The 24777-nt window shown below is 66.8% G+C and carries 24 protein-coding genes; 12 read left to right on the top strand and 12 right to left on the bottom strand.

From position 1 onward, the window contains the following. Window positions 1–114: 114 nt before the first annotated feature. A complete protein-coding gene (cycA, locus tag AC5P98_RS17015) occupies window positions 115–1488 on the bottom strand; it encodes a D-serine/D-alanine/glycine transporter (RefSeq protein WP_032962245.1) in 1374 nt (457 codons plus the stop codon). A 230-nt stretch (window positions 1489–1718) separates the two neighbouring features. Between cycA and AC5P98_RS17010 the strand changes: the two genes are divergently transcribed. After that, window positions 1719–3335, top strand: a complete 1617-nt coding sequence (locus tag AC5P98_RS17010) for an EAL domain-containing protein (protein WP_495230120.1) — start codon at window positions 1719–1721, stop codon at window positions 3333–3335. Between the two features lie 218 nt (window positions 3336–3553). On the opposite strand, the gene AC5P98_RS17005 is transcribed toward AC5P98_RS17010, so the two are convergent. Beyond that, a complete protein-coding gene (locus AC5P98_RS17005; RefSeq protein WP_049406914.1) occupies window positions 3554–4738 on the bottom strand; it encodes an MFS transporter in 1185 nt (394 codons plus the stop codon). Further along, window positions 4735–5913, bottom strand: coding sequence for a serine hydrolase domain-containing protein (locus AC5P98_RS17000; protein WP_049406916.1), 1179 nt, complete (start codon window positions 5911–5913; stop codon window positions 4735–4737). Before AC5P98_RS17000 ends, AC5P98_RS17005 begins: the two co-directional genes overlap by 4 nt. A 230-nt stretch (window positions 5914–6143) precedes the next feature. On the opposite strand from AC5P98_RS17000, the gene AC5P98_RS16995 reads away from it, so the two are divergent. Further along, window positions 6144–7043, top strand: coding sequence for a LysR family transcriptional regulator (locus AC5P98_RS16995; RefSeq protein WP_049406919.1), 900 nt, complete (start codon window positions 6144–6146; stop codon window positions 7041–7043). A 212-nt stretch (window positions 7044–7255) separates the two neighbouring features. After that, entirely contained in the window at window positions 7256–8863 is a 1608-nt protein-coding gene (locus AC5P98_RS16990) for an ATP-binding cassette domain-containing protein (RefSeq protein ID WP_049406921.1), read from the top strand. A 186-nt stretch (window positions 8864–9049) separates the two neighbouring features. Here AC5P98_RS16990 and AC5P98_RS16985 read toward each other — a convergent pair whose 3' ends face one another. Further along, window positions 9050–10375 (bottom strand): GTP-binding protein, encoded by a 1326-nt coding sequence (locus tag AC5P98_RS16985; protein ID WP_049406924.1) that lies wholly within the window; start codon window positions 10373–10375, stop codon window positions 9050–9052. A gap of 69 nt (window positions 10376–10444) precedes the next feature. On the opposite strand from AC5P98_RS16985, the gene AC5P98_RS16980 reads away from it, so the two are divergent. Then, entirely contained in the window at window positions 10445–10816 is a 372-nt protein-coding gene (locus tag AC5P98_RS16980) for a MerC domain-containing protein (protein WP_014645760.1), read from the top strand. A 76-nt stretch (window positions 10817–10892) separates the two neighbouring features. On the opposite strand, the gene AC5P98_RS16975 is transcribed toward AC5P98_RS16980, so the two are convergent. Then, window positions 10893–11177: a metal-sensing transcriptional repressor gene (locus AC5P98_RS16975; RefSeq protein WP_021204443.1), complete on the bottom strand. Its 285-nt coding sequence runs from the start codon at window positions 11175–11177 to the stop codon at window positions 10893–10895. A 48-nt stretch (window positions 11178–11225) separates the two neighbouring features. Here AC5P98_RS16975 and dmeF point away from each other — a divergent pair, with 48 nt between their 5' ends. Further along, complete coding sequence (gene dmeF / locus AC5P98_RS16970) at window positions 11226–12188, top strand: CDF family Co(II)/Ni(II) efflux transporter DmeF (RefSeq protein WP_049418877.1); 963 nt, start codon at window positions 11226–11228, stop codon at window positions 12186–12188. A gap of 88 nt (window positions 12189–12276) precedes the next feature. On the opposite strand, the gene AC5P98_RS16965 is transcribed toward dmeF, so the two are convergent. Continuing rightward, the gene (locus AC5P98_RS16965; protein WP_032961769.1) at window positions 12277–12561 is read right to left on the bottom strand and encodes a hypothetical protein; all 285 of its coding nucleotides are present in this window, start codon (window positions 12559–12561) and stop codon (window positions 12277–12279) included. Between the two features lie 90 nt (window positions 12562–12651). Between AC5P98_RS16965 and AC5P98_RS16960 the strand changes: the two genes are divergently transcribed. Together AC5P98_RS16960 and AC5P98_RS16955 are read left to right on the top strand one after the other, a co-directional pair. Continuing rightward, on the top strand, window positions 12652–13068 hold the full coding sequence (locus AC5P98_RS16960) for a hypothetical protein (RefSeq protein ID WP_049406933.1): 417 nt from the start codon (window positions 12652–12654) through the stop codon (window positions 13066–13068). A gap of 65 nt (window positions 13069–13133) precedes the next feature. Further along, window positions 13134–14054, top strand: coding sequence for a class I SAM-dependent methyltransferase (locus AC5P98_RS16955; protein ID WP_306813912.1), 921 nt, complete (start codon window positions 13134–13136; stop codon window positions 14052–14054). A 3-nt stretch (window positions 14055–14057) separates the two neighbouring features. Here the strand turns inward: AC5P98_RS16955 and AC5P98_RS16950 are convergent, their stop codons facing one another. Then, a complete protein-coding gene (locus AC5P98_RS16950; protein WP_049406939.1) occupies window positions 14058–15026 on the bottom strand; it encodes a polysaccharide deacetylase family protein in 969 nt (322 codons plus the stop codon). Window positions 15027–15090: 64 nt separating this feature from the next. Further along, the gene (locus AC5P98_RS16945) at window positions 15091–15735 is read right to left on the bottom strand and encodes a hypothetical protein (protein ID WP_014645753.1); all 645 of its coding nucleotides are present in this window, start codon (window positions 15733–15735) and stop codon (window positions 15091–15093) included. A 138-nt stretch (window positions 15736–15873) separates the two neighbouring features. On the opposite strand from AC5P98_RS16945, the gene AC5P98_RS16940 reads away from it, so the two are divergent. Then, window positions 15874–16554: a hypothetical protein gene (locus AC5P98_RS16940; RefSeq protein WP_049406942.1), complete on the top strand. Its 681-nt coding sequence runs from the start codon at window positions 15874–15876 to the stop codon at window positions 16552–16554. Between the two features lie 293 nt (window positions 16555–16847). On the opposite strand, the gene AC5P98_RS16935 is transcribed toward AC5P98_RS16940, so the two are convergent. Next, window positions 16848–17660: an alpha/beta fold hydrolase gene (locus tag AC5P98_RS16935; protein ID WP_049406943.1), complete on the bottom strand. Its 813-nt coding sequence runs from the start codon at window positions 17658–17660 to the stop codon at window positions 16848–16850. A gap of 221 nt (window positions 17661–17881) precedes the next feature. Here AC5P98_RS16935 and AC5P98_RS16930 point away from each other — a divergent pair, with 221 nt between their 5' ends. From AC5P98_RS16930 to AC5P98_RS16920, 3 genes are all read left to right on the top strand, one after another. Next, window positions 17882–18361 carry a nuclear transport factor 2 family protein gene (locus AC5P98_RS16930; RefSeq protein ID WP_049406946.1) on the top strand — a complete coding sequence of 160 codons (480 nt, stop codon included), beginning with the start codon at window positions 17882–17884 and terminating at the stop codon, window positions 18359–18361. 75 nt (window positions 18362–18436) lie between these two features. Next, the gene (locus tag AC5P98_RS16925; RefSeq protein WP_049406956.1) at window positions 18437–18829 is read left to right on the top strand and encodes an XVIPCD domain-containing protein; all 393 of its coding nucleotides are present in this window, start codon (window positions 18437–18439) and stop codon (window positions 18827–18829) included. A 294-nt stretch (window positions 18830–19123) separates the two neighbouring features. Further along, window positions 19124–20185, top strand: coding sequence for an MrcB family domain-containing protein (locus tag AC5P98_RS16920; protein ID WP_141098906.1), 1062 nt, complete (start codon window positions 19124–19126; stop codon window positions 20183–20185). 50 nt (window positions 20186–20235) lie between these two features. On the opposite strand, the gene AC5P98_RS16915 is transcribed toward AC5P98_RS16920, so the two are convergent. From AC5P98_RS16915 to AC5P98_RS16905, 3 genes are all read right to left on the bottom strand, one after another. Beyond that, window positions 20236–21381, bottom strand: a complete 1146-nt coding sequence (locus AC5P98_RS16915; RefSeq protein ID WP_032960173.1) for a YncE family protein — start codon at window positions 21379–21381, stop codon at window positions 20236–20238. Between the two features lie 210 nt (window positions 21382–21591). Further along, window positions 21592–22563 carry a DUF3427 domain-containing protein gene (locus tag AC5P98_RS16910; RefSeq protein ID WP_080354535.1) on the bottom strand — a complete coding sequence of 324 codons (972 nt, stop codon included), beginning with the start codon at window positions 22561–22563 and terminating at the stop codon, window positions 21592–21594. A gap of 190 nt (window positions 22564–22753) precedes the next feature. Beyond that, a complete protein-coding gene (locus AC5P98_RS16905; RefSeq protein ID WP_032961020.1) occupies window positions 22754–23680 on the bottom strand; it encodes an XVIPCD domain-containing protein in 927 nt (308 codons plus the stop codon). Between the two features lie 215 nt (window positions 23681–23895). Between AC5P98_RS16905 and AC5P98_RS16900 the strand changes: the two genes are divergently transcribed. After that, window positions 23896–24765, top strand: coding sequence for a hypothetical protein (locus tag AC5P98_RS16900; RefSeq protein WP_049406951.1), 870 nt, complete (start codon window positions 23896–23898; stop codon window positions 24763–24765). Window positions 24766–24777 lie beyond the last annotated feature (12 nt).

The raw sequence follows: 24777 nt of genomic DNA, 5'->3' as shown, positions 1-24777 counted from the left end.
CCGGCAGGGCGGCGTCCTGCACCCGTGGTAGTGCCGGCCGCTGGCCGGCAACCTCCCGCGACCTGCCGGGGTCACATCCCGTTGCTGAGCAACGGGATCTGACCCCACTTCGGATCACTTCGCGGTCCTCCGACGCACCCAATAGCCCACGCCCAGCAGCACGAACCACGCCGGGCTGGCGATCAGCGCCTGGCGGGTGTCGCCCTGCAGGCTCAGCAGCACCAGCACGGCGGCGAAGAACACCAGGCAGGCCCAGCACATCGCGACGCCGCCGGGCATCTTGAAGATCGATGCAGCATGGCGCTCCGGATAGCGACGACGATAGGCCATGTAGGCCACCAGGATCAGCGACCAGACGAAGATGAACAGCACCGTCGCCAGCGTCGTCACCAGGGTGAAGGCGGTCACCAGGTTGGGAATCAGGTAGATCAGCAGCGTGCCGCCCAGCAGGCACAGGCACGAGAACAGCAGGCCACGGGCCGGCACTGCGGCGCGCGACAGTTTCGACAGCCCGCGCGGGGCGTGGCCCTCTTCGGCCAGGCCGTACAGCATGCGGCTGGTGGAGAAGATGCCGCTGTTGGCCGAGGACGTGGCCGAAGTCAGCACCACGAAGTTGATCAGGCTGGCGGCGGCGGGAATGCCGGCCAGCACGAACAGCTGCACGAACGGGCTCTTGTCCGGCACCACCTGGCGCCACGGGGTGACCGCCATGATCGCGATCAGCGCCAGCACGTAGAAGATGATGATGCGCACCGGGATCGAGTTGATCGCCTTGGGCAGGTTGCGCTCGGGGTCGGCGGTTTCGGCGGCGGTGGTGCCGACCAGCTCGATGCCGACGAAGGCGAACACCGCAATCTGGAAGCCGGCGAAGAAGCCGACCAGCCCCATCGGGAACATGCCGCCGTCATTCCACAGGTTCGACAGCGACGCGGTGTGGCCGCTGGGTGAGGTGAAGCCCCACGCCACCAGCCCGGCGCCAGTGATGATCAGCGCGCAGATCGCCACGATCTTGATCAGCGCGAACCAGAATTCCATTTCGCCGAACAGCTTCACCGTCACCAGGTTCAATGCCAGCAGCAGCATCACGCAGGCCAGCGCCGGTTTCCAAGCTTCAAGCCCGGGGAACCAGAACTGCGCGTAGGCGGCAATGGCGATCACATCGGCGATGGCGGTGACGATCCAGCAGAACCAGTAGGTCCATCCACAGAAGAACCCGGCCCACGGGCCGAGCAGGTCGGTGGAGAAATCGATGAAGGATTTGTACTGCAGGTTGGACAGCAGCAGTTCGCCCATCGCGCGCATCACGAAGAACAGCATCGCGCCGATGATCAGGTAGACGAAGACGATGGAGGGGCCGGCCAGGCTGATGGTCTTGCCCGATCCCATGAACAGGCCGGTGCCGATGGCACCGCCGATGGCGATCAGTTGCAGGTGGCGGTTGGACAGGCTGCGGCGCAGGTGCTCGGGGGGCGTTGCGGGCTCGGTCATGGGCGCGGGCAAAAGGGGCGGGCGAAGCATTCGACGGTAGTCCTCCGCGGCGCCGAGCGCCAGCGCCAAACGGACCTATTGCGTCAAAGCGGGCCGCTTTCACCACAATGTGACCGAATACCGTATTGATCCCATTCCGCCCGGCCCGGCGCCATGCTCAGATAGCCGCACCTGCCCAAGGACCGGCCCACCATGCGCCCTGCCCCGCCCGCCCCGCTGGAGCCCCGGCCATGAGCCGGCTGCGCGTCATCATCGGCGGCACCGCCCTGGCCCTGCTGGCCGCTGCGCTGCCGATCGCGGTCATGGCCTACGCCACCTGGGACCGCGCGATCAGCGTCGAACAGCAGCGCCTGCGCGACATCGCCGATCGCACCCTGCGCCGCTCCGACCTGTCCTACCAGGAAGCGCTGGCGGCACTGAAATCGGCCGAGGCCGGCGCCTACGTACCCTGCAGTCCCGAACACATCCGGCGCATGCAGACCCTGGTGATGACCACCCCATCGATCGACCAGATGGGCTACTTCGAAGGTGGCAAGCTGCGCTGCACCTCGTGGGGTCCGTTCCTGTCCGATGTGGATCAACCCACGCCGGACCACGTCACCAGCGACGGCGCAGGCATTGCAGTGGATGTGCGCCCGGAAATCAGCGGCCGCCGCCAGGTGCTGGCGGTCCTGTATGGGTCCTACGACGCACTGGTGGACCCGCGCCGCTTCGTCGATGTCATTGCCGACCCGAACGTGCGGCTGGCGCTGGCCAGCCCCGATGGACGCCTGCTGGCCAAACAGCCCGGCCTGGATCCGGACCTGCTGGAGGCACTGCTGCGCGACCCCGGCGAAGGCCTGGATCACGCCACGCTGTTCGCCACCGCGCGCAACGAGGAATGGCTGGCCATCGCCACCACGCCGCGCACCGCGCTGGCCGCCGCCTTCCGCCAGCAGGCATGGCTGTACGTGCCGGTCGGCCTGCTGCTGGCCGCCGCCGGGGCCGGCCTGGTGATCTGGCTGTCGCGGCGCCGCCTGTCGCTGCGCGGTGAGCTCGCCACCGCCATCCGCCGCCGCGAGCTGTACCTGCATTACCAGCCGATCATCGAACTGGACACCGGCATCTGCGTCGGCGCCGAGGCGCTGGTGCGCTGGCAACGCCCGGATGGCACCCAGGTGCGGCCGGACCTGCTCATTCCGCTGGCCGAAGAGGCCGGCATGATCGCCGACGTCACCGACCTGGTGATCGAGAACGTGGTGCGCGACATGCGCGAGCTGCTGGTGGCCGACCGCAGCGCGCACATCGCGATCAACCTCGCCGCCGAAGACATCAGCAGCGGCCGCGCCCTGAAGATGATTTCCCGGCACATGGCCGGCAGCGGCATCCTGCCGCAGCAGATCTGGATGGAGGCCACCGAACGTGGCTTCCTCGACCTGGACCGCGCGCGCACCATGCTTGCCGCCGCCCGCCGCGCCGGCCACAGCGTGGCGATCGACGATTTCGGCGTCGGCTTCTCCAGCCTGCAGTACCTGCAGCAGCTGCCACTGGATGCGCTGAAGATCGACAAGTCGTTCATCGATGCGATCGGCACCGAAAGCGCCACCAGCCCGGTCACGCCGCACATCATCGACATGGCCAAGGAGCTGGGCCTGTGGGTGGTGGCCGAGGGCGTGGAAACCGAAGCGCAGCTGGCCTACCTGCACAGCCGGCATGTGGAATTCGGCCAGGGCTGGCTGTTCTCGCGGCCGCTGCCGCGTGATGAGTTCGTCGCCTTCCACCACAAGCGGCAGCAGCAGTACGGCGCTGCACGCGAGCACATGCAGAACCCGCGCAGCGTGCCGATCGAGCGTGAAGGGATCGAGTAGGACGGCCAACGGCAGAGCCCCTCGTGGTGGGTCGCGTACAGCTATCCCGGCGTTGGCCGGGACGGTCTCTGACAGGTTCCGGCGGCGGTCCTACCACGGAATCAACAGAAGAAAGCAAACGCGGGTCGCTGCACTCGGTAGATCCACGCCATGCGTGGATGGCGCGGCCCACGGTAGTGCCGGCCGCTGGCCGGCACCGCGCCAGCATTGATCGGCGCTTACGCCCACGCCTTCGGCCGTGCCAGCAACCACGCGACGGTCACCGCCAGCAACAGCAGCGGCAACCATCCCAGCTGGCTCGGGCCGCTGGCCTGCAGCAGCACGCCGCCCGCCACGCCGCCGGCCGCAATGGCCAGGTTCCAGCCGGTCACCAGCATCGACTGCGCCAGGTCCGCAGCGGCCCCGGCGCGTCGTGCCAAGGCGGTCTGGAACAGGGTCGGCACCGCGCCGAACGCCACGCCCCACAGGATCGTCGCCAGCAGCAGCGTGCTGGCCACGCCGGGCCATACCAGCAAGGCCAGCACCGGTACGATGAAGCCGATCACCGCCGCCCACACCAGCGCACGCAGGTGGCGATCCACGCCCCAACCAGCAATGCCGATGCCGGCAATCGCCGCCACGCCGAAGGCGAGCAGCAGCCGGTCCAGCCACGGGCCGGCACCCGCCTCCACCGCCAACGGTTCGATGTAGGTGTAGAGCACGTTGTGCGCCAGAACGTACAGCACCATCACCAGCAGCGCGCTGCGCACGCCCGGCATGCGCCAGACCTTGGCCAGCGACGCACGTTGACCGGCACCGGCCGCTGGCAGCGCCGGCAGTGCCCAGCGCGCGTACGCCAGCAGGCCCACGCCCAGCACGCTCATCAGCGCGAACGCCCAGCGCCAGCCGAGCTGCTGGCCCAGCAACGTACCGGCCGGCACGCCCAGTGACAGCGCCAACGGCGATCCCACCATCGCCACCGCGATCGCGCGCCCCTGCAGCGACGGCACCACCATGCGTGCGGCATAGCCAGCCACCAGTGACCACAGCAGGCCACCGCTCACGCCGGCCAGGAAACGCGCAGCAAGGATCAGCGCATAGCTGCTGCTCAGCGCCGTCAACGTGTTGACCACCACGAAGCCGGCGATGGCCGCCAGCAAGAGCGGACGCCGCGGCAGGCGCTGGGTCAACGCCGTCATCGGCAGTGCTGCCATCACCGAGCCCAGCGCATACACGCTCACCAGCTGGCCCACCGCCGCATCACTCACGCCCAGGCTGTCGCCCATCGGTCGCAGCACGCCGGCCGGCAGGGTCTCGGTCAACAGGGTGATGAAGCCGCCGCCTGCCAGCGCCAGCAGGCCCGCCCACGGCAAGCGCGTGGCCTCACCGGCCGGGCTGGCCGCATCGATGGCGTGGCCGCTCATCGCGCAGCCTCCAGGTCTGCATAGACCGCATCGCGCAGGCCATCGACAAAGGCGCCATCCATGCCTTCGTACAGGGTGTTGGTCAGCGCCACCACGCTCAGCCCACGCGCCGGATCAACGAACCAGCTGTGCCCATAAGCGCCGCCCCAGCGCCAGGTGCCTTCGCGCTGCGGCGTGCCGCTGGCAGCGGCCTCGCGCAGTACTGCAAAGCCCAGCCCGAAGCCCCAGCCGGCCGGTTCCGGCGGCCCAAATTCGCCCACCTGCGGGCTGGCCATCTCTGCCGCCAGCGCGGGCGGCAGCAGGCCGGAGCGCTGCACGTCACGCAGCGCCTCCAGCACCGACATCACGTCATCGGCAGTACCCACCAGGCCGGCGCCGGCCGAAGCGAAACGGCTGGCATCGAGGGCACGCGCAAGGCTGTACTCGATGCCCACCGTTCCCTCGAACGGCGCGACCACCTCCCCTTCCTGCAGGCGATGCGGCTGCGGCGTGCCGCTCACATAGGGCGTGGCCAGCCGTGCGGCAGCGCGCGTGGCGAACGCGGTATCGCGCAGGCCCAGGGGGGCAGCCAGCAAACGCTGGAACAGCACCTGCAGCGTTTCACCGGTCGCCGCTTCGGCCACTGCACCGGCCACGTCCACGCCCAACGAGTACAGCCATTGGCTGCCCGGTTCGAACAGCAGCGGCGCCTGTGCGATACGGCGCACGTTCTCGGCCAGGGACACCGGGTTGGCGTCCATGCCATCGCTGACGCCGGCCCGGGCGTACGGTCCGTGCGCATCGGCTTCCAGGAAACGGTAGCCCAGCCCGCTGCTGTGGCTGAGCAGCTGGCGCAGGCTGATCGGCGGCCTGCGGCCATCGGCCAGCGCCGGCCGGAAGTCCGGCAGCCAGCGCTGCACCGGCGCATCGAGGTCGAGCACGCCCTCGGCCACCAGGCGCAGGATCACCGTGCTCAACAGCGGCTTGCTGACCGATGCCAGCCGGAACAGCTGATCGCGCTGCATCGGCAGGGCCGACTCGCGATCGGCCTGCCCGGTCGCGCTGGCATGGCGCAGCACGCCGTGCTCGCACACCAGCACCACCGCACCGACCAGGCGCGTCGGGTGGACCTGCTGCAGCAGCCGCTGCACCGAAGGCAGCATCGGTGCAGGTTCGAGGGAAAGAGCGGCATTCATCGCGGTGATCCGTGGGGAGAGGCCCGCCACGTTAGGCAGCACGGCGCGGCGCAAAAAGCCGGTTGCCGCTCCGGGCATCATGGACCGTGCAGTCCGCAATCGGCATGATGGCCGGAACTGCAAGGCCGTAACAGCAGGCGCCCCCACCCTGCACCACAGTGTTGCGGTGGCGGCGCCGCCCGCCGTGATCACGCCGCCCCTACCCTGCCGCTTTCATTGCCCCTACGCCGATGTCAGTCCTGGACAATCTCGCCAACCTGCAGACCTTCGTGCACGCCGCCGACACGCGCAGCTTCGTCGAGACCGGGCGCCTGCAGGGCATCTCCGCATCTGCCGCCGGCAAGTGCGTTGCCCGGCTGGAGCATGCACTGGGCGTGCGCCTGTTCCACCGCAGCACGCGCAGCATCACGCTCACCGCCGAGGGCCAGCTGTTCCTGGCGCGCTGCCGGCGCATCCTCGACGAGCGCGATGCCGCACGCACCGAGCTGGCACAACCGCATGCCACGCCCAGCGGCACGCTGCGCATCAGCCTGCCGCTGGTCGGCGATCTCACCCTGCCGTTGATGGCCGAGTTCATGGCGGCGTATCCGGACATCCGTCTCGACCTGGATTTCAGCGACCGCCTGGTCGATGTCATCGAGGAAGGCTTCGATGCGGTGCTGCGCGTCGGTGAACCCAGCGACTCGCGGATGAACGCACGCCGGCTGGGGGTGTTCCCGCGCCGTGTAATCGCCTCGCCGGGCTACCTGCAGCGCCGCGGGGTTCCGCGCACGCCGGCGGAACTGATGCAGCACACGCTGCTGCACTATCGCTTCCCCAGCACCGGCAAGCTGGAGCCGTGGCCGATCCACTGGCCCGATGACGAAGCACCGCAGGAACTTCCGGTGCACATGGTGGCCAACACCATCGAGGCGCGGGTGGCGCTGGCACTGCGTGATGTCGGCCTGGCCTTCGTTCCGGTGCACTCGGTGCGCGATGCGCTGGCCGACGGCCGCCTGGTCACCGTGCTGGAGGATCATGTGCACTCCTGCGGCACCTTCCACCTGCTGTGGCCCTCGGGCCGCCATGTGCTGCCGAAGCTGCGGGTGTTCATCGACTTCGTCGGCGCCCGCCTGGACACCGTGCCGTAGATCCACGCCATGCGTGGATGCTTAAGGTCAGCCGAGCATGGCTCGGCTCTACAGCTGCACGCAACCATTCAGCCAGCGCAGCTATACTGGCCCCTCATTCCTCCAAGAGGCATCGCGACCGATGCGCCATTGATGCCGCCGTCTTCCCATCAGACGGCCTGACTCTTCCCGCCCCTGCGCGCAGGGGAGAACCCGGCATCCATGGAGGTCGCATGACCCCGCATTCCCTCACGCTCGATCGCGTGTCGTATCGACTGGCCGACGGCCGCCCGCTGTTTTCCGATCTGACGTTTTCCTTCGATCCGGTCGCCACAGGCCTGGTCGGTGCGAATGGCGCTGGCAAGAGCGTGCTCGCACGCCTGCTCGCCGGCCGGGTGCAGCCAGAGAACGGGCAGGTACGCGGCAGCGGCCGCGTGTTCCTGTTGCCGACGCCCGGCTATCCACCCGCTGGCACGGTCGGTGAACTGGCCGGCGTTGGCGCTGAACTGGCCGCACTGCAACGCATCGAAGCCGGCAGCGTGGACGAGGCCGACTTCGCCTGCGTCGGCGACCGTTGGGACCTGCGCGAGCGCCTGCAGCAGCAATGGCAGGCGCTACGGCTGCCCGACGACCTCGATCCCGCCCAACCCGCCGCGCGCCTCAGCGGTGGCCAGGCCATGCAGGTGGCGCTGTCCGGCGCCTGGGCCAGCGGCGCTGATTGGCTGATCCTGGACGAACCCAGCAACCACCTCGATGCCCGCCATCGCCAGCAGTTGTACGAACGGTTGCAGCAGTGGCGCGGCGGCCTGCTGGTGATCAGCCATGATCGCGAACTGCTGGCGCACATGCAGCAGATCGTCGAGCTCGACGCGCGCGGGCTGCATCGCTATGGCGGGCCGTGGCAGCACTACGCCGACGCGCGTGCCGCCGAACGCGAAGCGGCCGCGGCACAGCTCGACCACGCCCGCACCCAGCACCGGCAGCAGCAGCGCAGTGCGCGCGAACAGCACGAACGGCAACAGCAACGCCAGGCACGTGGCAATCGCGATGCAAAGCAGGCCAACCAGGCACCGATCCTGCTCGGCCGGCAGAAACAACGTGCAGAGGCCAGCCACGGCCGCGCACAGCAGGTACAGGCCGAGCGCCTGCAGGCCAGCGCAGACCAGCTGCGCGCTGCAGCCTCGGCGGTTCACGCCACACCGGAGCTGGCACTGTTTGCCGGCGAGGGGGAACGCGGCAGCGCACGCCTGCTGCAGGCGGAGTCGCTGGTGCTGCCGCATGGCTGCCGCGCGCCGTTGCAGCTGGACATCCGCCGCGGCCAGCGCCTCGCCGTGGTTGGTGACAACGGCAGTGGCAAGTCCACGCTGTTGCGCGTGTTGGCCGGCCAGTTGCCTGCACGCAGTGGCAACGTACAACGGCATGCACCACTGGCGCTGCTCGACCAGCAGCTGCTGGGGCTCTCCGGCGAACGCAGCATTCTCGACACCGTGCAGGCTGCCAACCCGGCGGCCAATACCGGTGAACTGCGCACACGGCTGGCCCTGCTCGGGCTGGACGCGCAGCGCATCCAGCGTGCAGCCCATCACCTCAGCGATGGCGAACGGGTGAAAGGCGCGCTGGCCAGCGTGCTGTATGCCGACCCCGCACCGCAGCTGTTGCTGCTGGACGAGCCCGGCAATGCGCTGGATCTGGGTGCCCTGCAGGCGCTGGAAGAACTTCTGGTGGCCTGGCCGGGCGCGTTGGTGATGGTCAGCCACGACCGGCATCTGCTGCAGGCGTTGCGGCCGACGCAGGTGCTGCAGGTGAGCACCGAGGGTTGGCAGTGGCGTGACGCCTTGTAGATCCACGCCATGCGTGGATCTACTGCAGCAGCCGAGCATGGGCTCGGCTCTACAGGATTGGCCGCGACGGATCACATTGTAGAGTCGAGCCATGCTCGACTCCGCCATGCATCCATCCACGCATGGCATATCGACCGGGGGTAGTGCCGGCCGCTGGCCGGCAACCCACGGATCCTCAGTGCACCGTCACCGCTTCCACACCGGGAACGCCTGCGGCAACTGATGCCACAGCAGCGGGCCCGCACGCAGCTCCTGGTCGTTGAGCAGGCAGCCATCCAGCTCTGCGCGCACTGCGCGCTCATCCATGTGCACGCCGATCACCACCAGCTCCTGGCGGCGATCCCCCCACAACGGGTGCCACAGGCGTTGCATCGCCGAGTGCGCGGCCGCATCCGGGAAGTCTTCCGGCCCCGGCAACGGTGCGCTCCAGCAATCGGCCTGCTGCCGCGCCCAGCCCAGGTCGCTGTACGGCAGCGGCGTGGGCGGCAGCAACGGCGGCGTGTCCTCCAGCCCAGCACGCACGCGATCGCGTGCGGCGTACCAGAATCCCGCCGCCTGCGTCCGCGTCGCGGCACCTACGGTGTTCAGCTCGCCCACCCAGTCCATGCGGTTGGCCAGCCAGAACCAGCCCTTGCTGCGGATCACGCCCGGCATGCCCGACTGCAACGCGCGGGCGAAACGCGCGGGATGGAACGGTCGCCGCGAGCGGTAGACGAAACTGGCGATGCCGTACTCCTCGGTTTCCGGCGTGTGCTCGCCACGCAGCTCCTTTACCCAGCCCGGCGCACGTTGCGCACGCTCGAAATCGAAGCGACCGGTGTCCAGCAGCTCGGCCAGCGGCACGTCACCGAAGCTGGACAGCAGCAGTTTCGCGTCGCGGTTCAGGCCACGCAGCACGGCCAGCGTGTCCTGCAGCACTTCGTCATCGGTCTGATCGACCTTGCTGACCACGATCACGTCGGCGAACTCGACCTGTTCGCACAGCAGGTCGACCACGCCGCGATCGTCATCCGGCCCAGCCTGCTGGCCACGCTCGGCCAGGCGCAGCGTCGAGCCGAAGTCGGCGAGGAACGCGCTGCCATCCACCACCGTCACCATCGTGTCCAGGCGCGCGATGTCACTCAGGCTGAAGCCCTGCTCGTCGCGTACCGCGAAGGTGGCCGCCACCGGCATCGGCTCACCGATGCCCGTCGACTCGATCAGCAGATAGTCATAGCGCCCCGCATCGGCCAGGCGCCGCACTTCCTGCAGCAGGTCATCGCGCAGCGTGCAGCAGATGCAGCCATTGCTGAACTCCACCAGCGTCTCTTCGGTGCGGCGCAGTTCGGCGCCGCCCTCGCGTACCAGCTGCGCATCGATGTTGACCTCGCTCATGTCGTTGACGATGACCGCCACACGCAGGCCCTCGCGGTTGCGCAGGATCTGGTTGAGCAGGGTGGTCTTGCCGGCCCCGAGGAAGCCGGACAGCACGGTGACCGGAAGGCGACGGTCGGCGCGGGAAACAGTGTTCATGTCGGAGCGGGTTGGCTGCGGAACGGAAATGTTACTGTATAACAATTGCTACGCAAGGGACCTCCCCCGATGAAGTCGCCTTCTGCGGCCCTGCTTGATGCCGGCGCGGTCGCCCTGTCCAGCCTGTGCCTGCTGCACTGCCTGGCGCTGCCCCTGCTTGCCGCCGCGCTGCCGCTGTTCGGCACGTGGGCCGAAGCGGAATGGGTGCATCTGCTGTTCGTGGCCATCGCCCTGCCGTTGACCGGCTACGCGCTGTGGCGGGCCGAGCGCCGCCATCCGTTGCCCGTGCTGGCCTGGGCCACCGCCGGCGCTGGGCTCGGCCTGCTGCTGGCCGGCGCGTTGGCGCTGCCCTCGCACGACTGGGAAACACCGATGACGGTCACCGGCAGCCTGCTGCTGGCCGCCACGCATATCTGGAACGCGCGACACCGCCACGGGTAGTGCCGGCCGCTGGCCGGCAACCTCATGAACGGGGAAGACAACCTGCAGTCGCCGGCCAGCGGCCGGCACTACCTGGTCATTTGCCGTAGCGGCGCAGCAGCTCGACCAGCACCTCGGCCTCGGCCGCCCGCTGCTGCGGGTCTTCGGCGCCCACCACGTGTTCCTGCAGGTGCTCGTGCAGCAGCTCCATCAGCAGGCTGTGGGCGGCACCGCGCACGGCGGCAACCTGCACCAGCACGTCCGCACAGTCGCCGGCCTCACCCTCCGGCCTGTCCAGCGCCTGCTCCAACGCCGCCACCTGGCCGCCGATGCGGCGCACCCGGGTCAGCAACTGCTTTCGATGCTTGTGTACATGAGCCATGCCGGAATCATATACCCTATGGGGGTATCCACTCCACCTCTCGCCCCCATGCACCTGGACGCCCTCGCCTCCGCCCGTCGCCACGAACACCGCTTCGACGACGGCAACCCGCTGGCCGAACGCAATACCCGCCGCGCCCTGTGGCTCACCGTCAGCATGATGGTCGTGGAGATCGTCGGCGGCTGGTGGTTCAACTCCATGGCCGTGCTCGCCGACGGCTGGCACATGAGTTCGCATGCGCTGGCGCTGGGCCTCTCGGTGTTTGCGTACCGCTGCGCACGCCGCTACGCGCACGACCCGCGCTTCGCCTTCGGCACCTGGAAGATCGAGATCCTGGCCGGCTATACCAGCGCCATCGCCCTGCTCGGCGTGGCCGCGCTGATGGCCGTGCAGTCGCTGGAGCGGCTGTGGGTACCAGCACCGATCCACTACAACGAAGCCATCGCCATCGCGGCGGTCGGGCTGGGCGTGAACCTGCTGTGTGCCTGGTGGCTGCACGACAGCCCGGGCCACGCGCATCATCACCATGGCCATGACCACGGGCATGGCCACGAACACCACGACCACGGGCATGCGCACGGTCACGACCTCAACCTGCGCTCGGCCTACGTGCACGTGCTGGCCGACGCCGCCACCTCGGTGCTGGCCATCGTCGCCCTGCTCGGCGGCAAGCTGCTCGGCCTGACCTGGCTGGACCCGGTGATGGGCCTGGTCGGCGCCGTGCTGGTCACGGTGTGGGCGGTCGGCCTGCTGCGCGACAGTGGCCGCATCCTGCTCGACGCGCAGATGGACGCGCCGGTGGTGGCCGAAGTGCGCGAAGTGATCGAACAGGGCCCGTGGCCGGCACGCCTGGCCGACCTGCACGTCTGGCAGGTGGGTCGCGGCAAGTACGCGGTCAGCGCCAGCGTGGTCACCAGTGACGCCACGCTGGATGCCGATACCGTGCGCAACGCGCTGGCCATCCACGAAGAACTGGTGCATGTAACGGTGGAGATCCACCGCAGCGAGTGATCCACGCCAGGTAGTGCCGGCCGCTGGCCGGCAACCCCATGAACACTGCACGCCACCTGCAGTTGCCGGCCAGCGGCCGGCACTACCGCTAGAGCTTCAGCATCATCCGCAGCAGGTACATCAGCAGCGGCAGCGCGCTCAGCACCGCACCGCTGATGCCGATCCACGGCCAGCGCTCACCACGCACGCGCGCGGCCACTGCCAGGCCGCCGCCCACCAAGGCCGCGCCCAGCACGCCCACGCCCAGCCCAGCGGCCATGCCATTGCCGCCTGCCGCCACCGCTGCCTGCGCCGCCACGGTGCCCGCGCCCCACCCCACAGCAATCCCCAGCCAACTGGCCACGCCGCACCACGGTGCCTTTCCCTGCGCCATCCGAAAACCCCTGTGTCCTTGCCGAATTTCTGTACGGGCCACGCCCGCGTGCTGCCTACACTAGCCGCACCTGCCCTGTAGGGACATCCCATGCGCACGCTCCGCCTGCTGCTGCCCGGTGCCCTCCTGCTGCTCACTGCCTGCGGCGACGATGCGCGGCTTCCCTTCTCCGCCGACCCATTGCAGGGCTGCTTCGCCACCGGCGCGCGCAAGGCCGCCGACTTCCGCATCGACAAGGAAGGCGGCCAGTACTTCGTTTCCTTCAGCCGTGGCGAGCAGTGGCAGCGCGAACCGAACGCCCTGCACAAGGCCACGTCCAGCGAGATCAGCCGCTACTTTCGCGACGACGCCGACCAGATCGACAGTGCCCTGATCCGCATGTCCGGCGGCTTCGGCATCTTCCACTTCAACAAGGGCGCGACGCTGAAGGGCAAGGCCAGCGACAGCGACTACATGGCGCTGATGCTGATCGGGGCTGGGCCGGTGTATGCGGTGAAGTGCGATTGAACTGTAGAGCCGAGCCCACGCTCGGCTACGTTTGCAGTAGATCCACGCCATGCGTGGATGCAGGCATGGTGGAGCCTAGGGCGGGCTCGGCTCTACAACAGCTGCGGTACCATGCCCTCCCCCGAACCGCCCCGGTACCCGCCGTGCCCCATTACACCGGCCCCCTGCTGACCCGCGACAGCGCCGATACCCTGCGCCGTGCCCATGAAAAGGGCGCCGCCGACTGGCAGGGCTCGCTCGACCTCGGGCGCAGCCAGGACAGCGTGGCGCTCGATGCGGACGGCTTCCACTTCCGGGGCCAGCCCTATCCCTGGCCGGGCAAGCTGAAGGACCGCACGCTGTACTACTGGGATGGCGAGGACTTCGCGCCGATCTCGCGCTACAGCGGCTCGCTGATCAAGCTGGTGCCGACCGAATGGGGCGCACCGACCTTCGAGATCGACGGCATCAAGATGCTGCCGACCTCGAAGCTGTCGCCGTTCGAGGATGCACGCCGCAAGGTGGAGCTGGTCGCCCCGGCCGGCAAGGTCATCCTCGATACCTGCGGTGGCCTCGGCTACTTCGCCGCCTGTGCGCTGGAAGCCGGTGTCGGCCAGATCCGCTCGTTCGAGAAGAACACCGATGTGATGTGGCTGCGCACGCTCAACCCGTGGTCGCCGGATCCGGACTCGGCTGCCGCCGGTGGCCGCCTGCAGTTCAGCCACGGTGACGTCTCGCAGCAGATCGAACAGGTGGCCAGCAACAGTGTCGACGCAATCCTGCACGACCCCCCGCGCTTCGGCATCGCCGGCGAGCTGTACTCACAGGTGTTCTACGACCACCTCGCCCGCGTGATCCGCAAGGGCGGCCGCCTGTTCCACTACACCGGTGCGCCGAACAAGCTGACCAGCGGCCGCGACGTGCCGCGCGAAGTGGCCAAGCGCCTGGAAAAGGCCGGTTTCAAGGCCGAACTGGCGCTGGACGGCGTGCTGGCCGTCAAGCGCTGAGCCTTACTCCGAATCGACCTTGGCCAGCTTCATCACCCACGCCGGCACCTCGGGCTCGCCGGCGTAGAAATCCTTCGGCTTGCTCTCCGCCATCGCCCAGCGGTGCAGCCAGCTAGGGCCATAGCGGCCGTTGTAGCCCTCGGCACCCCGCGCATAGGCCGGGTCACGCATCGCCTCGTCCAGCGAAATGAAGCGATAGCCGCGGCGCTTCGTGGCCGCCACCAGTTCGGCGAAGGTGGCCGCGTTGAGCTCATTGGCGTGCATCAGCCACACCTGCGGCAGCGCGTACCCCAGCAGCGCCTGCGACTGTTTCTCGTAATAGTCCAGCTTGTTCAGCATGTACGGCACGTAGCCCTTGCGCAGCTGCGCCAGCGTCGCCGCGCGCGCGGGCGAGTCCGCCTGCTCGTTCATCACGTTGGCATAGGCGAACGCCCACACCCACTCACCGTTGTCCACCGTCACCGGTGCCACGCGGTAGCCATGCTGCTTGAAGAACGCATCCATCTGCACCCGCTCATCCGCGGTGCGCCCGGCACGCAGGTAAGGGTGGCGCATCCACTGCGGCGCCTGCCCCTTCTCGGCCAGCAGCGGCCGCAGCACCGTCTCGCCGCGCAGGAAGTCCTGCTGGAACGCCGCCAGGCCCTTCGCATTCAGATCCATGTGCGAGTAGGTGTGGTTGCCCAGCACATAGCCCGCATCACGCCAGTCGCGCAGCATCTGCACCCGCGCCGGCTGCACCTGTCCCTCCACCTCAAGCTTGTTCTCGTTGACGAAGCCGACCACCGGCACGCCTGCCTGGTGCAGCTGGGCCATCAACCCCTCATGCCGCGCCTGCAGATCCGGCGGCACGATCTGGTCCAGCCGTGCCCACGGCAGATCATCGATGGTCACCGCGATACGGCGGTCCACCTCGGCGGCATGCACCGCCAGCGACAACAGCAACAACGGCAACACACGCAGCAACAAGCGCATCGGGTCTTCCCTGGAGTGGCGAGGCGTCGACTGTAGCGCGATTGCCGCGCGCCGCCGAGCGTGCTCAGCCGGCCCGGGCCCGCGCGATCGCACGCCACAGGGCAACGCCGCCGGCCATCGCGGCCAACAACAGCACCGTCAACACCAGCGCCAGATCATCCGGATTACGCAGCAGTGGCGCGTTCACGCGCGTCAGGATGTGGAACACCACGCGCTGCGCCTGCTCCAGCGGTACATCGCCCTCCGACACCAGCTCCACCAGGCACGCCGTGGGTGACAGCCGCGCCACATTACTCCATGCATCCTCGTACAGGTGCAGTACCCATCCGGCCAAAGCCAGTGCGCCACCGTGCAGCACCATAAGCGCCACGTTCGCCGTGCGCAGCCGATCGCGCAGCCACAGCGCACGGCTTGCGCATACCGCCATGGCCCCCAGCAAGGCCAGCACCAGGCCTACCCATGGAATCCAGCCCAGGGGTTGCCAGTCATCCAGTGCGCCCGCACGCGCCATCACCTGTTCGGCAACCTGCAATCGCGCCTGCGCGTCCGGGCCCCCACAGGCCACCGTCACCGGCTCCAGCAACAGCTCCACGCGGTAATGGAAGAAGCCGGCAGCCAGCACCACAGACAGCAGCGCGACCCACTGGAGCATCAACAGGATCGGCCCCTGCCCACAGATGCGGCGGATTCGGGAAGTGGCGGCGCTCATCGGTTCATCCATGACAGCAAAGAGCCATCCTAACCAAGCGCTTCGCACGTGTCGGCTGGCGGATGCGACACGCACCACGCAGCGCCGTTACGATGACGAGGTTGATTGAATCCGTGTGTGCCAAGCAGGATGTTCCCGATGGTGATGCTGTATCTGGTGGTACGAACGCTGCTGCCACTGCTGGCGTTCGTGCTCGCATGGTGGCTGCTCTCGCGCCTGATCAATGCGCGCGTCGCCCGGATGCCACGCGTCCCGTTGAACCTGCCGGAGCACAGCAGCAGCCCCCGCAGGAAGGATCGACGCATCTACGCGCGCAAGCTGCGGCGCAAGCCGGGCCTGCGTACGGCAACCCGCGCCGCCACCGCACCCCGCAGCTGGCACATCGCTGCGGCCATCCTCTCGCTGATGGCGCTAATCGCCACCGTGCTGGTCATCCCCGATGGCGCACGCTTCCAGGTGATGGTGGACAATCTCACCGGTTATGCGGGAACCGTCGTCGAGGCGCAGGTTCCCGTGGCCGCACAGCCCGTCGTGCTGCGGGCATGGCAACCCGCGCTCGCACAGCTGGGGCGGCCCACGGCGATGCGCTACCCGATCGGCCGCACCGGCGGTGAGCATGAAGCCCATGCGGTCGTGCCCGTGCAGGTCCGGCAGCAGGGCGACCGCCTGCAGGTGGCCGTCGCGCTGCCGTTGGACACCGAAATGCTGCGTGCGGAACTGGCACGGCTGGCCGGGTTGCCAATCGAGGCCATTGACGTACAGCAACGCGAGGTTGCGCCATGGAGGGAGTCGGGCTGGCAGCCACTGCCCGGCCCTTAGCGCCGAGCCCATGCTCCGCTGCCCTTTGCCCCTTCTCCGGCTGGCCCGCGCCCCGCGCGCCAGCCGAGCATCGGCTCGGCGCTACACCAGGCCCACAGCCAGCCTTTGAATCACGACCCACGCGGCAGCTTCGCCGCCCACATGTTGTCGACCAGGTTGGGATAGCGCCGCCCGTTCTCCTCGGCACGTTGCCGTGCCGCCGCCTTCTGCGCATCCGATAGCGGTTGCGATGTCTGGCCCTTGGGGTTGGGCTTCTTCCACGGGGGTGTTCTGGTCTGACGCATGGCCGCAGCTTAGCGCTTCAGGAAGTTCAGCAGGGCCAGATTGAAGCGGTCGGCGTGGCTGGTGTTGCAGCCATGTGGCGCGCCTTCCAGGATCACCACTTCGCTGCCTTTGATGGCCTTGTGGGTACGCTGGCCGGAGCCCTCGAACGGCACGATGGCATCGCTGTCACCGTGCAGGATCAAGGTCGGCACCGTGATCTTTTTCAGGTCATCCCGAAAATCAGTAGTGGCAAACGCGTGCATGCAGCCCAGTGCCGCCGTCTGGTCGGATTGATGGCACAGCGCGATCGCCGCCTGGCGCGTTTCTTCGGTCACCATCAACTGGCCATTGGCGCTGAAGAAGTCGCGGGTGAAGCCGTCGAAGAACGCCTCGCGGTCCTTCTCCAATCCGCTGCGCATTTCATCGGCCTTGTCCTGGGTCAGCGGCCCCTCCGGGTTGTCGTCACTGCGCAGCAGGAACGGCGGCACCGCCGCAGCGAACACCACACTGTGCAGGCGATCCTGGCCGTGGTTGGCCACGTAGCGCGCCACCTCGCCACCGCCCATCGAGAAACCGACCAGGGTGACATCGCGCAGGTCCTGTTCCTCGATCACCCCCGCCAGGTCCGCCGCCAGCGTGTCGTAGTCATAGCCGTCGGCCGGCTTGTCAGAGCGGCCAAAGCCGCGCCGGTCGTAACTGATGACCCGATACTGGGCGTCGCGCAGGATCGCCACCTGGGTCTTCCAGGCATCGGCGGACAACGGCCAGCCGTGGATCAGGATCACCGGGCGGCCGTCGCCACCGGTATCTTCAACATGCAGGCGGATGCGGGAAGCAGGCATGGGCGCTCCTGTGGAAGGGGAGGAGTGCAGGCTAGCGGCCGCGCCCTGTGGCAGCCGTGAGGGAATCGCGCCCCCTCATGACATCGCCTGCACATGCCGCCACGCGAAGCCGCACCGGCCTGGCCGGCCTTCGCACCGCGCCCAGATGGTTTCGTCGCAGGGCCGTACCGCCGCGGTCATCGGCATGGCAGCCTGCGCAGACCATCCCCGGGAGTCTTGCTATGCTGCTGCTCACCCTGCCCCTGCTGGCCGCCGGCCTGGTTGCCGCGCCAGCGCCGCCTGATGACCTGCGCGAGCAGATCCGCCAGGCCGATACCCAACTATTCGCCATGGCCTTCGAGGCCTGCGACGCCGACAAGGCCGCCGCGATGACCACCGAAGACATGGAGTTCTTCCATGACAAGGACGGCAAGTCGGCCAGCAACCGCGAGGATTTCCGCCGCAGCGTAGCCAACCTGTGCGACAACGCGCGCAAGGGCGGCTGGCGCCTGCGGCGCGAGCTGGTGGACTCCTCGCTGCAGGTATTCCCGCTGCACGACGAGCGGGCGCTGGAAATCGGCGACCACCGCTTCCACGAGCGCGGCAAGGACGGCGTGGAGCACTGGGTCGGCCAGGCCCGTTTCATCCAGGTCTGGCGCCGCGTGGACGGGCACTGGCTGGCCGAACGGGTGATCAGCTATGACCACCGGCCGGCGGACTGACCTCTCCGGCGCCCTTCACCGGCCGGATCTATACTGGCGGGGTTGACCCCGACCCACCGCTACCGTTCGATCGCCATGGCAGAACTCACCCCCAACCACCCCGACTATGGCCTCCATCAGCAGGTCCGCCAGGGCGTGTCCGCTCTGGATGCCCAGCATGGCCGTGCGTTCGACCAGACCAGCGAGCGCCTGACCGCCAGCCTGACCGTACTCGCCCGCGAGCAGGGCCTGCAGCAGGTCGACCACGTGCTGGTCAGCAACGCCACGGCCCAGCACCCGGCCGGGCACAACGTCTTCGTGGTGCAGGGCGACCCGGCCAATCCGGCGCACCTGCGCGCGATGATGCCGACCGCTGTGGCGATACAGACGCCGGTGGAGCAGTCGATGCAGAAGTTGGGGCTGGGTGTGCAGCAGCAGGTCGAGCCGCAGGCGCAGGAAATGCAGAATCCCACTCCGCGGATGGGGTAACCACGCCGGCGCTGCTCAGAGCCGGCCAACACGTGACCAGGGCGCCCGCTGAACTGCAGCGCCCTACTTGAGACTCAGCCCAATCACAAGCCATCCCGACCGTAGCCCCGTTTACCTCGAACTACGGGCGCTACTGGCCATATCTGCGCCAAATCATCCACAAACGACAAGCCTTGGCGCCAATGACTCCAGCTTGATACGCATTGCGGATCGATACCCCTGCATGCATTAATTGCGCCTATCGAAAAGAGCGCAGGGGGCGTCGTGGGTATCAGGGACGAGTTGCAGAACGTGATGGAACTGCAGCCTCAATACAGTTCATTGCCGACAGCTGCCATGCAGACGCGTGGACAGATCATCAAGCAGCGGCTACCCACTCTTATCAGGAGTGACAGCGAGCGCCTCAGCAACGCGGTAGGCATTGGTCAAAGCGACCTCCTGGTAGAGGGGAAAGACGGGGTTACCCGAAAATCCAGAGTTCCCTGGGCGCGCTTCTCATCCCAAACACACTCACCTTCCGCAACTGTTGGCTGGTACGTAGTTTGGTTGTTCACAGAGGGCGGTTCTGGAGTCTATTTGGCGCTGTCCCACGCTTCTACCAGGAACGTTGACGGCCGGCTCGTTGGTCGATCGCATGATGAGACACAACGCCTAACCAAGTGGGCGATCGAGATCCTTGCGCCAGAGATCGCGCAGGACCCTCGCCTAACCACCAATATGGCACTAGGTGCACACCGCCTGGCCAAGGCTTACGAAAGCACGACGGCAGTTTCATACTTCTACGCCAAGGATCACGTTCCATCTGATGACCAATTGCGCACCGACATGCTCACGATGGCGCGTCTACTGAAGAGCATCTATCGAGGCGAGCCGGCACAGAAGCGTAGCGGCCAGACTTCACCGGATGTTATTGCAGTGGTCGAGGCGATCGAAGAGGCCGCCTCGGGTCGCAAGAATTCTGGACAGGGCTTTGGGCTCACTCAGCCTCAGCGCCGTGCAGTGGAGCTGCGGGCGATGGCACTGGCCAAGGAGCACTTCGGCAGCGCGGGATATGAAATCAAGGATACGAGTGCCACCGCCTCTTACGATCTAGAGATCAGAAAAGAAGGCCAGGTTCACTACATCGAGGTGAAGGGAACCACCGGCGGATTGGGGGACATCGTGCTCACCAAGAACGAAGTGCAGCACCACCTAAAGCATCATCCGAACAACGGCCTGTTCGTCGTCCACGGTATCCAACTGCAGTCGCACGACGGCATACCCGTTTGCGCCGGCGGAACCGCGCACATTCAGCAGCCGTGGCAAATCTCAGATGCGAACCTGCAAGCTCTCGCCTATCGATATCGTATTGCGTAGAACCCAATGAATCGGCCGCGCCTCTCTCAAGCGCGGCCGACTTTTGCTCGTTACAGCTGAATCCGCGCCACGCTCTCGTCAGCGCCCTTGTCATCCTTCTCGCCGTTCTTGATGCTCACGAACAGCACGTTGTTCTTCGCATCCAGCGCCAGGCTGTTCGGGTGGGTCGGCACCTTGTAGGTCGCCACCTTCTGGTAGCTGTCACTGTTGTAGGCCGTCACCGTACCGGCTTCGCGGTTGGTGACGTACAGGCGCTTGCGCGGTGCGTCCAGCAGGATACCCAACGGGCCGGCGTCGGTCGGGATGCTGGCCAGTTCCTTACCGGTGCTGCGGTCGAGCACCAGCACGCGCTGGCCCGGATGCTTGCTGACCAGGCCGCTGCTCTTGGCCTGGTAGCCACGCAGGAATTCCGAGCCCTGGTCGGTCACGAACAGGCGCTTGCCGGCCGGATCCAGCGCGATGTTCATCGGCTGCTCGGCGGCGATCCTGTGCTGCGCCACCACCTTGTTCGAATCGGTACCCACCACCACCAGATCGGCCAGCAGGTTGCTGGTGTAGACGCGCTTGTTGGCCGCATCCAGCGCCAGGCCCGGCGCTTTCGCATTGCCCAGGCCGTCGATGGTGTTGATCACCTTCAGCGTGGTGGTATCGATCACGAACAGCACGCTGCTCACGTCCGGCTGGCTGCTGTGGCCGGTCACGTACAGGCGGTTGGCCGCGCTGTCGACCACCAGCTCGCGCAGGTCGTGGGTGTAGGCAGCCTTGCCATCTTTGCCGGTCTTCTTCTCCATCAGCTGGATGGTGCCGACGGCCTTGTTCTGCGCGGTGTCGACCACCGTCACCGACAGATCCACGGTGTTGCCTACGTACAGGCGGTTGTGAGCGTCATCCAGCACCACACCGAACGCCTTGCGCTCCAGCGGGATACGGGTTTCCACGGCCAGCGTGGCCGGGTTCAGGCGCAGCACCTGGGCCGGGCCGGCGTCATCGCCGAAGCCGCCGGAGGAGGCCACGAACACGGCGTTCTGTTTCGGGCTATAGGCCAGCTCGTACAGGCCCTTGGCCACGGCCTGGCGCTGCACGGCGGTGGTGGCGCTGGCGGCGGGCGCGTTATCGGCGAACGCCGAAGGCACGCCGAGGCTGAGCGATACAGCAAGGGCCAGGGCGGCCGAGCGGAAGAGAGGATTACGGAACATGCGAGCGTCCTTGAATGGGCACGGGAAGGTGTCCTGGCTCGCTGGGCCGTACTGCGACGGCCCGACCTGCATCTGTCTGCGCGGGTGGGCTGGCTGGGGTTGCGGGGGAATGGTAGCAGGTGGGGGGGCGTGGCGTGCGCCGGCGCGGGCATGGCAGACGTTCGACCTTCGTCGCCCTTCAGTTCACCGCCCCACCCCATCAAACGAGGCTCAGTGCGCGGCTCGGTACTTTTTTCTGCGCGCAGCAGCCACCTTCGCATGCTGTTGAAGCCTTTCCGGGCTAGGCCGATCGTTTGCGGCCTTTGGCAGTTTCAAAGGCTTGCCATGCAAGTCGGCGTAAGGAGCGCCCCGCGCGGATTTCGCGACTTGAATGATGAAGTCCTCCGCGATCCAAAGTAGTCCAAGGTCAAAGAGCGTATGAATGTCCGCACGGAGCAGCAATCCGTTGTTAACGGAATTTGTGTGGTCACCAAGATACGGGCTGATATGCGCCGCCTCCAGAAGTGCCTCAATCTTGCACCCCGTTACGGCACACGTCTTGTCGTAGCTTTTCAGTAGCTTTCGGCGGAACGCTCGCTGCCCCCGGCGTACGTAGATGGCCCGCAACGTCTTGTTTCGACGATCTGTGTCATCCGCAGCCTCCGCCTCCTGCTCTGCCGCCTCTTGCGCACTAAACAACTCCGCTCCGAGCGTGTCCCCAGGACGAATGGGGCGCCAACGAAGAATCTCGTCGAGCGCATCGCTTCTGCCTTGCAAAGCTTCCTTGACATCGAAGACGCAATCGACGGGATTGTTCCTCTCCATGGACCGAAGTACGACCTCACCACAGTAGTAGAACGGCTGCGCGTCCCGCCCCCGTTTTGCATAGATGCGGACGAATAGAAGTGCCTTCACGGCGCCCTTCTTCAACGCAACGATGCGCTTAGATGTTTGGCTCTGGCGGTACTGGCTCTGCCAGTGGAATTGCTCACCCTCAAAGGAATCATCATAGCCGCCATCCCCCTTTTCCAGGGTTACAAGCAGCAAGGTGGCGTTACTGAAGGAAACTACGCCATTCGTCCAGCGTGGATCACGGGATTCAGTAGGGGGTTTTACACCACCCGCATGAGCCATCTCCTTGCGGCTGTAGGTCTTGCCAATGACCAACCCATCCGAATTGAACACTTCCTGCTGTGCAGCCATGACCCACCCCGTCCCATAGACGGGGGAATTCTAGTGGTGGCATGACCATTGGCTCAATCAATTGGCGATCCCAAAGCTTCGATTTGCAAGAGGCAAAGCCGACAGACCCTGACAGAAGGGCCCCTACTCCTGGCGCGACACCACTTTGACGGAGCTGGACCAACTTCCGCTGGCCTTGGAGAACCCGCCCCTACTGCTTCTTCAACCGCAGCGAATCGGCCACATCGGTCTTGGCCGCCACCTCGGTGGCGATGCTGGCGCGGCGGTGCCCTGGGTCGTTGCGGTCGCCCTGCACGATGAAGATGCTCTCGGCGGCGTGGCTGTTCCTGGTCGGCTGGCTGAGCAGCACGTGGTCCACGCGCGAGAGATTGTTCTGCTTGGCCAGCACCAGCAGGCTGGCGCTGATGCGCTGGCTGGCCGCATCGAACGGGCGGCCGTGCGCGGCGTCCAGTTCGGCCACTTTCTGGATCAGCTGCGAGAACAGGCGATGGTCCGGATGTGAGGGGTCCAGCAGCGTGCCGGCCACTTCAATCGGCGTCGGCGGCGGCTCATCGCTGGCACGGTCACCCTGGCGATGGTGCTCGGCCTCGTGCTCGGGCATCGCGTTGTGGGTTTCGGCATTCAGATCGCTGCCCGGGAACGGCGCGGCGATGCACTGGATCTCTGGCAGGTTGAACAGCACCGCGAACTCGCCCAGGTTGCTGCCCCCATCCAGCGGCGTCGGCAGCGGATGCAGCCCGGCGTAATGCAGCGCGGCCCAGACGAAATCGCTGCAGCGGTTGATGGTGGCCGGGCGATCCACATCGAATTCGAACTCGGCCGGTTCCTCGGCGAAATCACGCAGGCAGCCGTAGTGCTCCTCGGTGATTTCCAGGGTGCGGCTGTAGTACGGGTCCAGATGTTCGTCGGCATCGTCGTGGAGCACCTGCGCGTACTGCACGCCGGTGCGGGTTTCGCCCGGTGCCTGGCGCGGTGGTGCGAAGCCGTAGCTGTGGGCCTCGTCGCCCGCAGCGACCTGCAGGTACATGTGGCCGCGCGGCGAGATGCCCCCACTCTTCAGCGGGGTGCCGGGGGCGGCCAGATAAAGGGTTACCGTGTAGCGTGTTGCCTGCTCCATGCCTGCTCAGCCTTGTTGGGTACTGCGGTCCTGGACGGATGATGGCATAGGTGGGATGGGGAGCAGGTGGAGGGATAGAAAGCGTTGATCACGACTTGCTGAATATGTGAGCCAGAATGCAGTAATGGACCTTGGCGCGAGCAAGGTCCCGGCAACGACTGGAGCTTGCCTTTCCACCGATCTATAGTCGTTTCGATCATGCAAGGGAATCGCCCATGAGCAGAGCACCGGCTTGCCGGCTTGCCTCCTTCGCCCTGGTGGCCGTGTTGAGCACCACCGCCTGCGCGAAGGCCCCATCCACGGAAAAGGACCCGAACGGAACCCCCATGTCCGAAACCGCAACCAGCCCACGTACGGTGGGCGGACAGACCTACACGACGCAGCCGGTGGAAGCTCGGCTTGGCCCGCACCGCTTCATGTTCCCGGCCAACCTCTACTACAACCAGACGGGCCCCCTGGCCGATGGGGGCGTCATGCTCACGGTGTTCTGGCCGGATTTCGATGCAGCGCCCCCCGGTGATCGCCCGGTGCGCAGCACGCAGGACAGCCGGCGGCAGGTGCTGGTCGAGCTTAGGTACATCGATCGCGTTCCCATCCAGAACTATCTGGCGCGTCGTTCCAGTAGCGAAGCCACCAGCGCGCCGGGATCACTGGAGCGAAGGGACCCGGTAGAGAACCTTGCGCTGCGCGTTGCACAACCCGAACGCTGGGGCTTGACGCCGTATGCGATCGACCCATCGTTGATGGCAGCCTATGCAAAGGATTCGGAGGCTGCGCTGGGCAGGCCTTACGTGCACAACCCGGGGATGGAACCAGACTGGTATGTGGCGCGCGCCGCGGACGGCCAACTGGCAACCTTCATCAGCTGCGACCCGGCAGATCGCATTCCTGACGGGCTCACGATTCAGGGCAAGACACTTCAACGCGCAGGAGAAGGCCAGATCGCAATGTGCCGCCATTCCATCGTGGAAGTTGGCGACAGCATCGCCATCGAGATGAACTATGCACGCGTCATGCTGAGCGACTGGCAGCGCCTGGAAACTAGCGTTCGTGATCTTCTGAGCCGCTATCGCGTTCAGCCGTAAACCGCATCTCAA

The organism is Stenotrophomonas sp. YJH_SMC_135 (assembly GCF_059372355.1).
The sequence above is the reverse complement of the archived record's forward strand: the minus strand, read 5'-3'. Positions and strand labels throughout refer to the sequence as shown.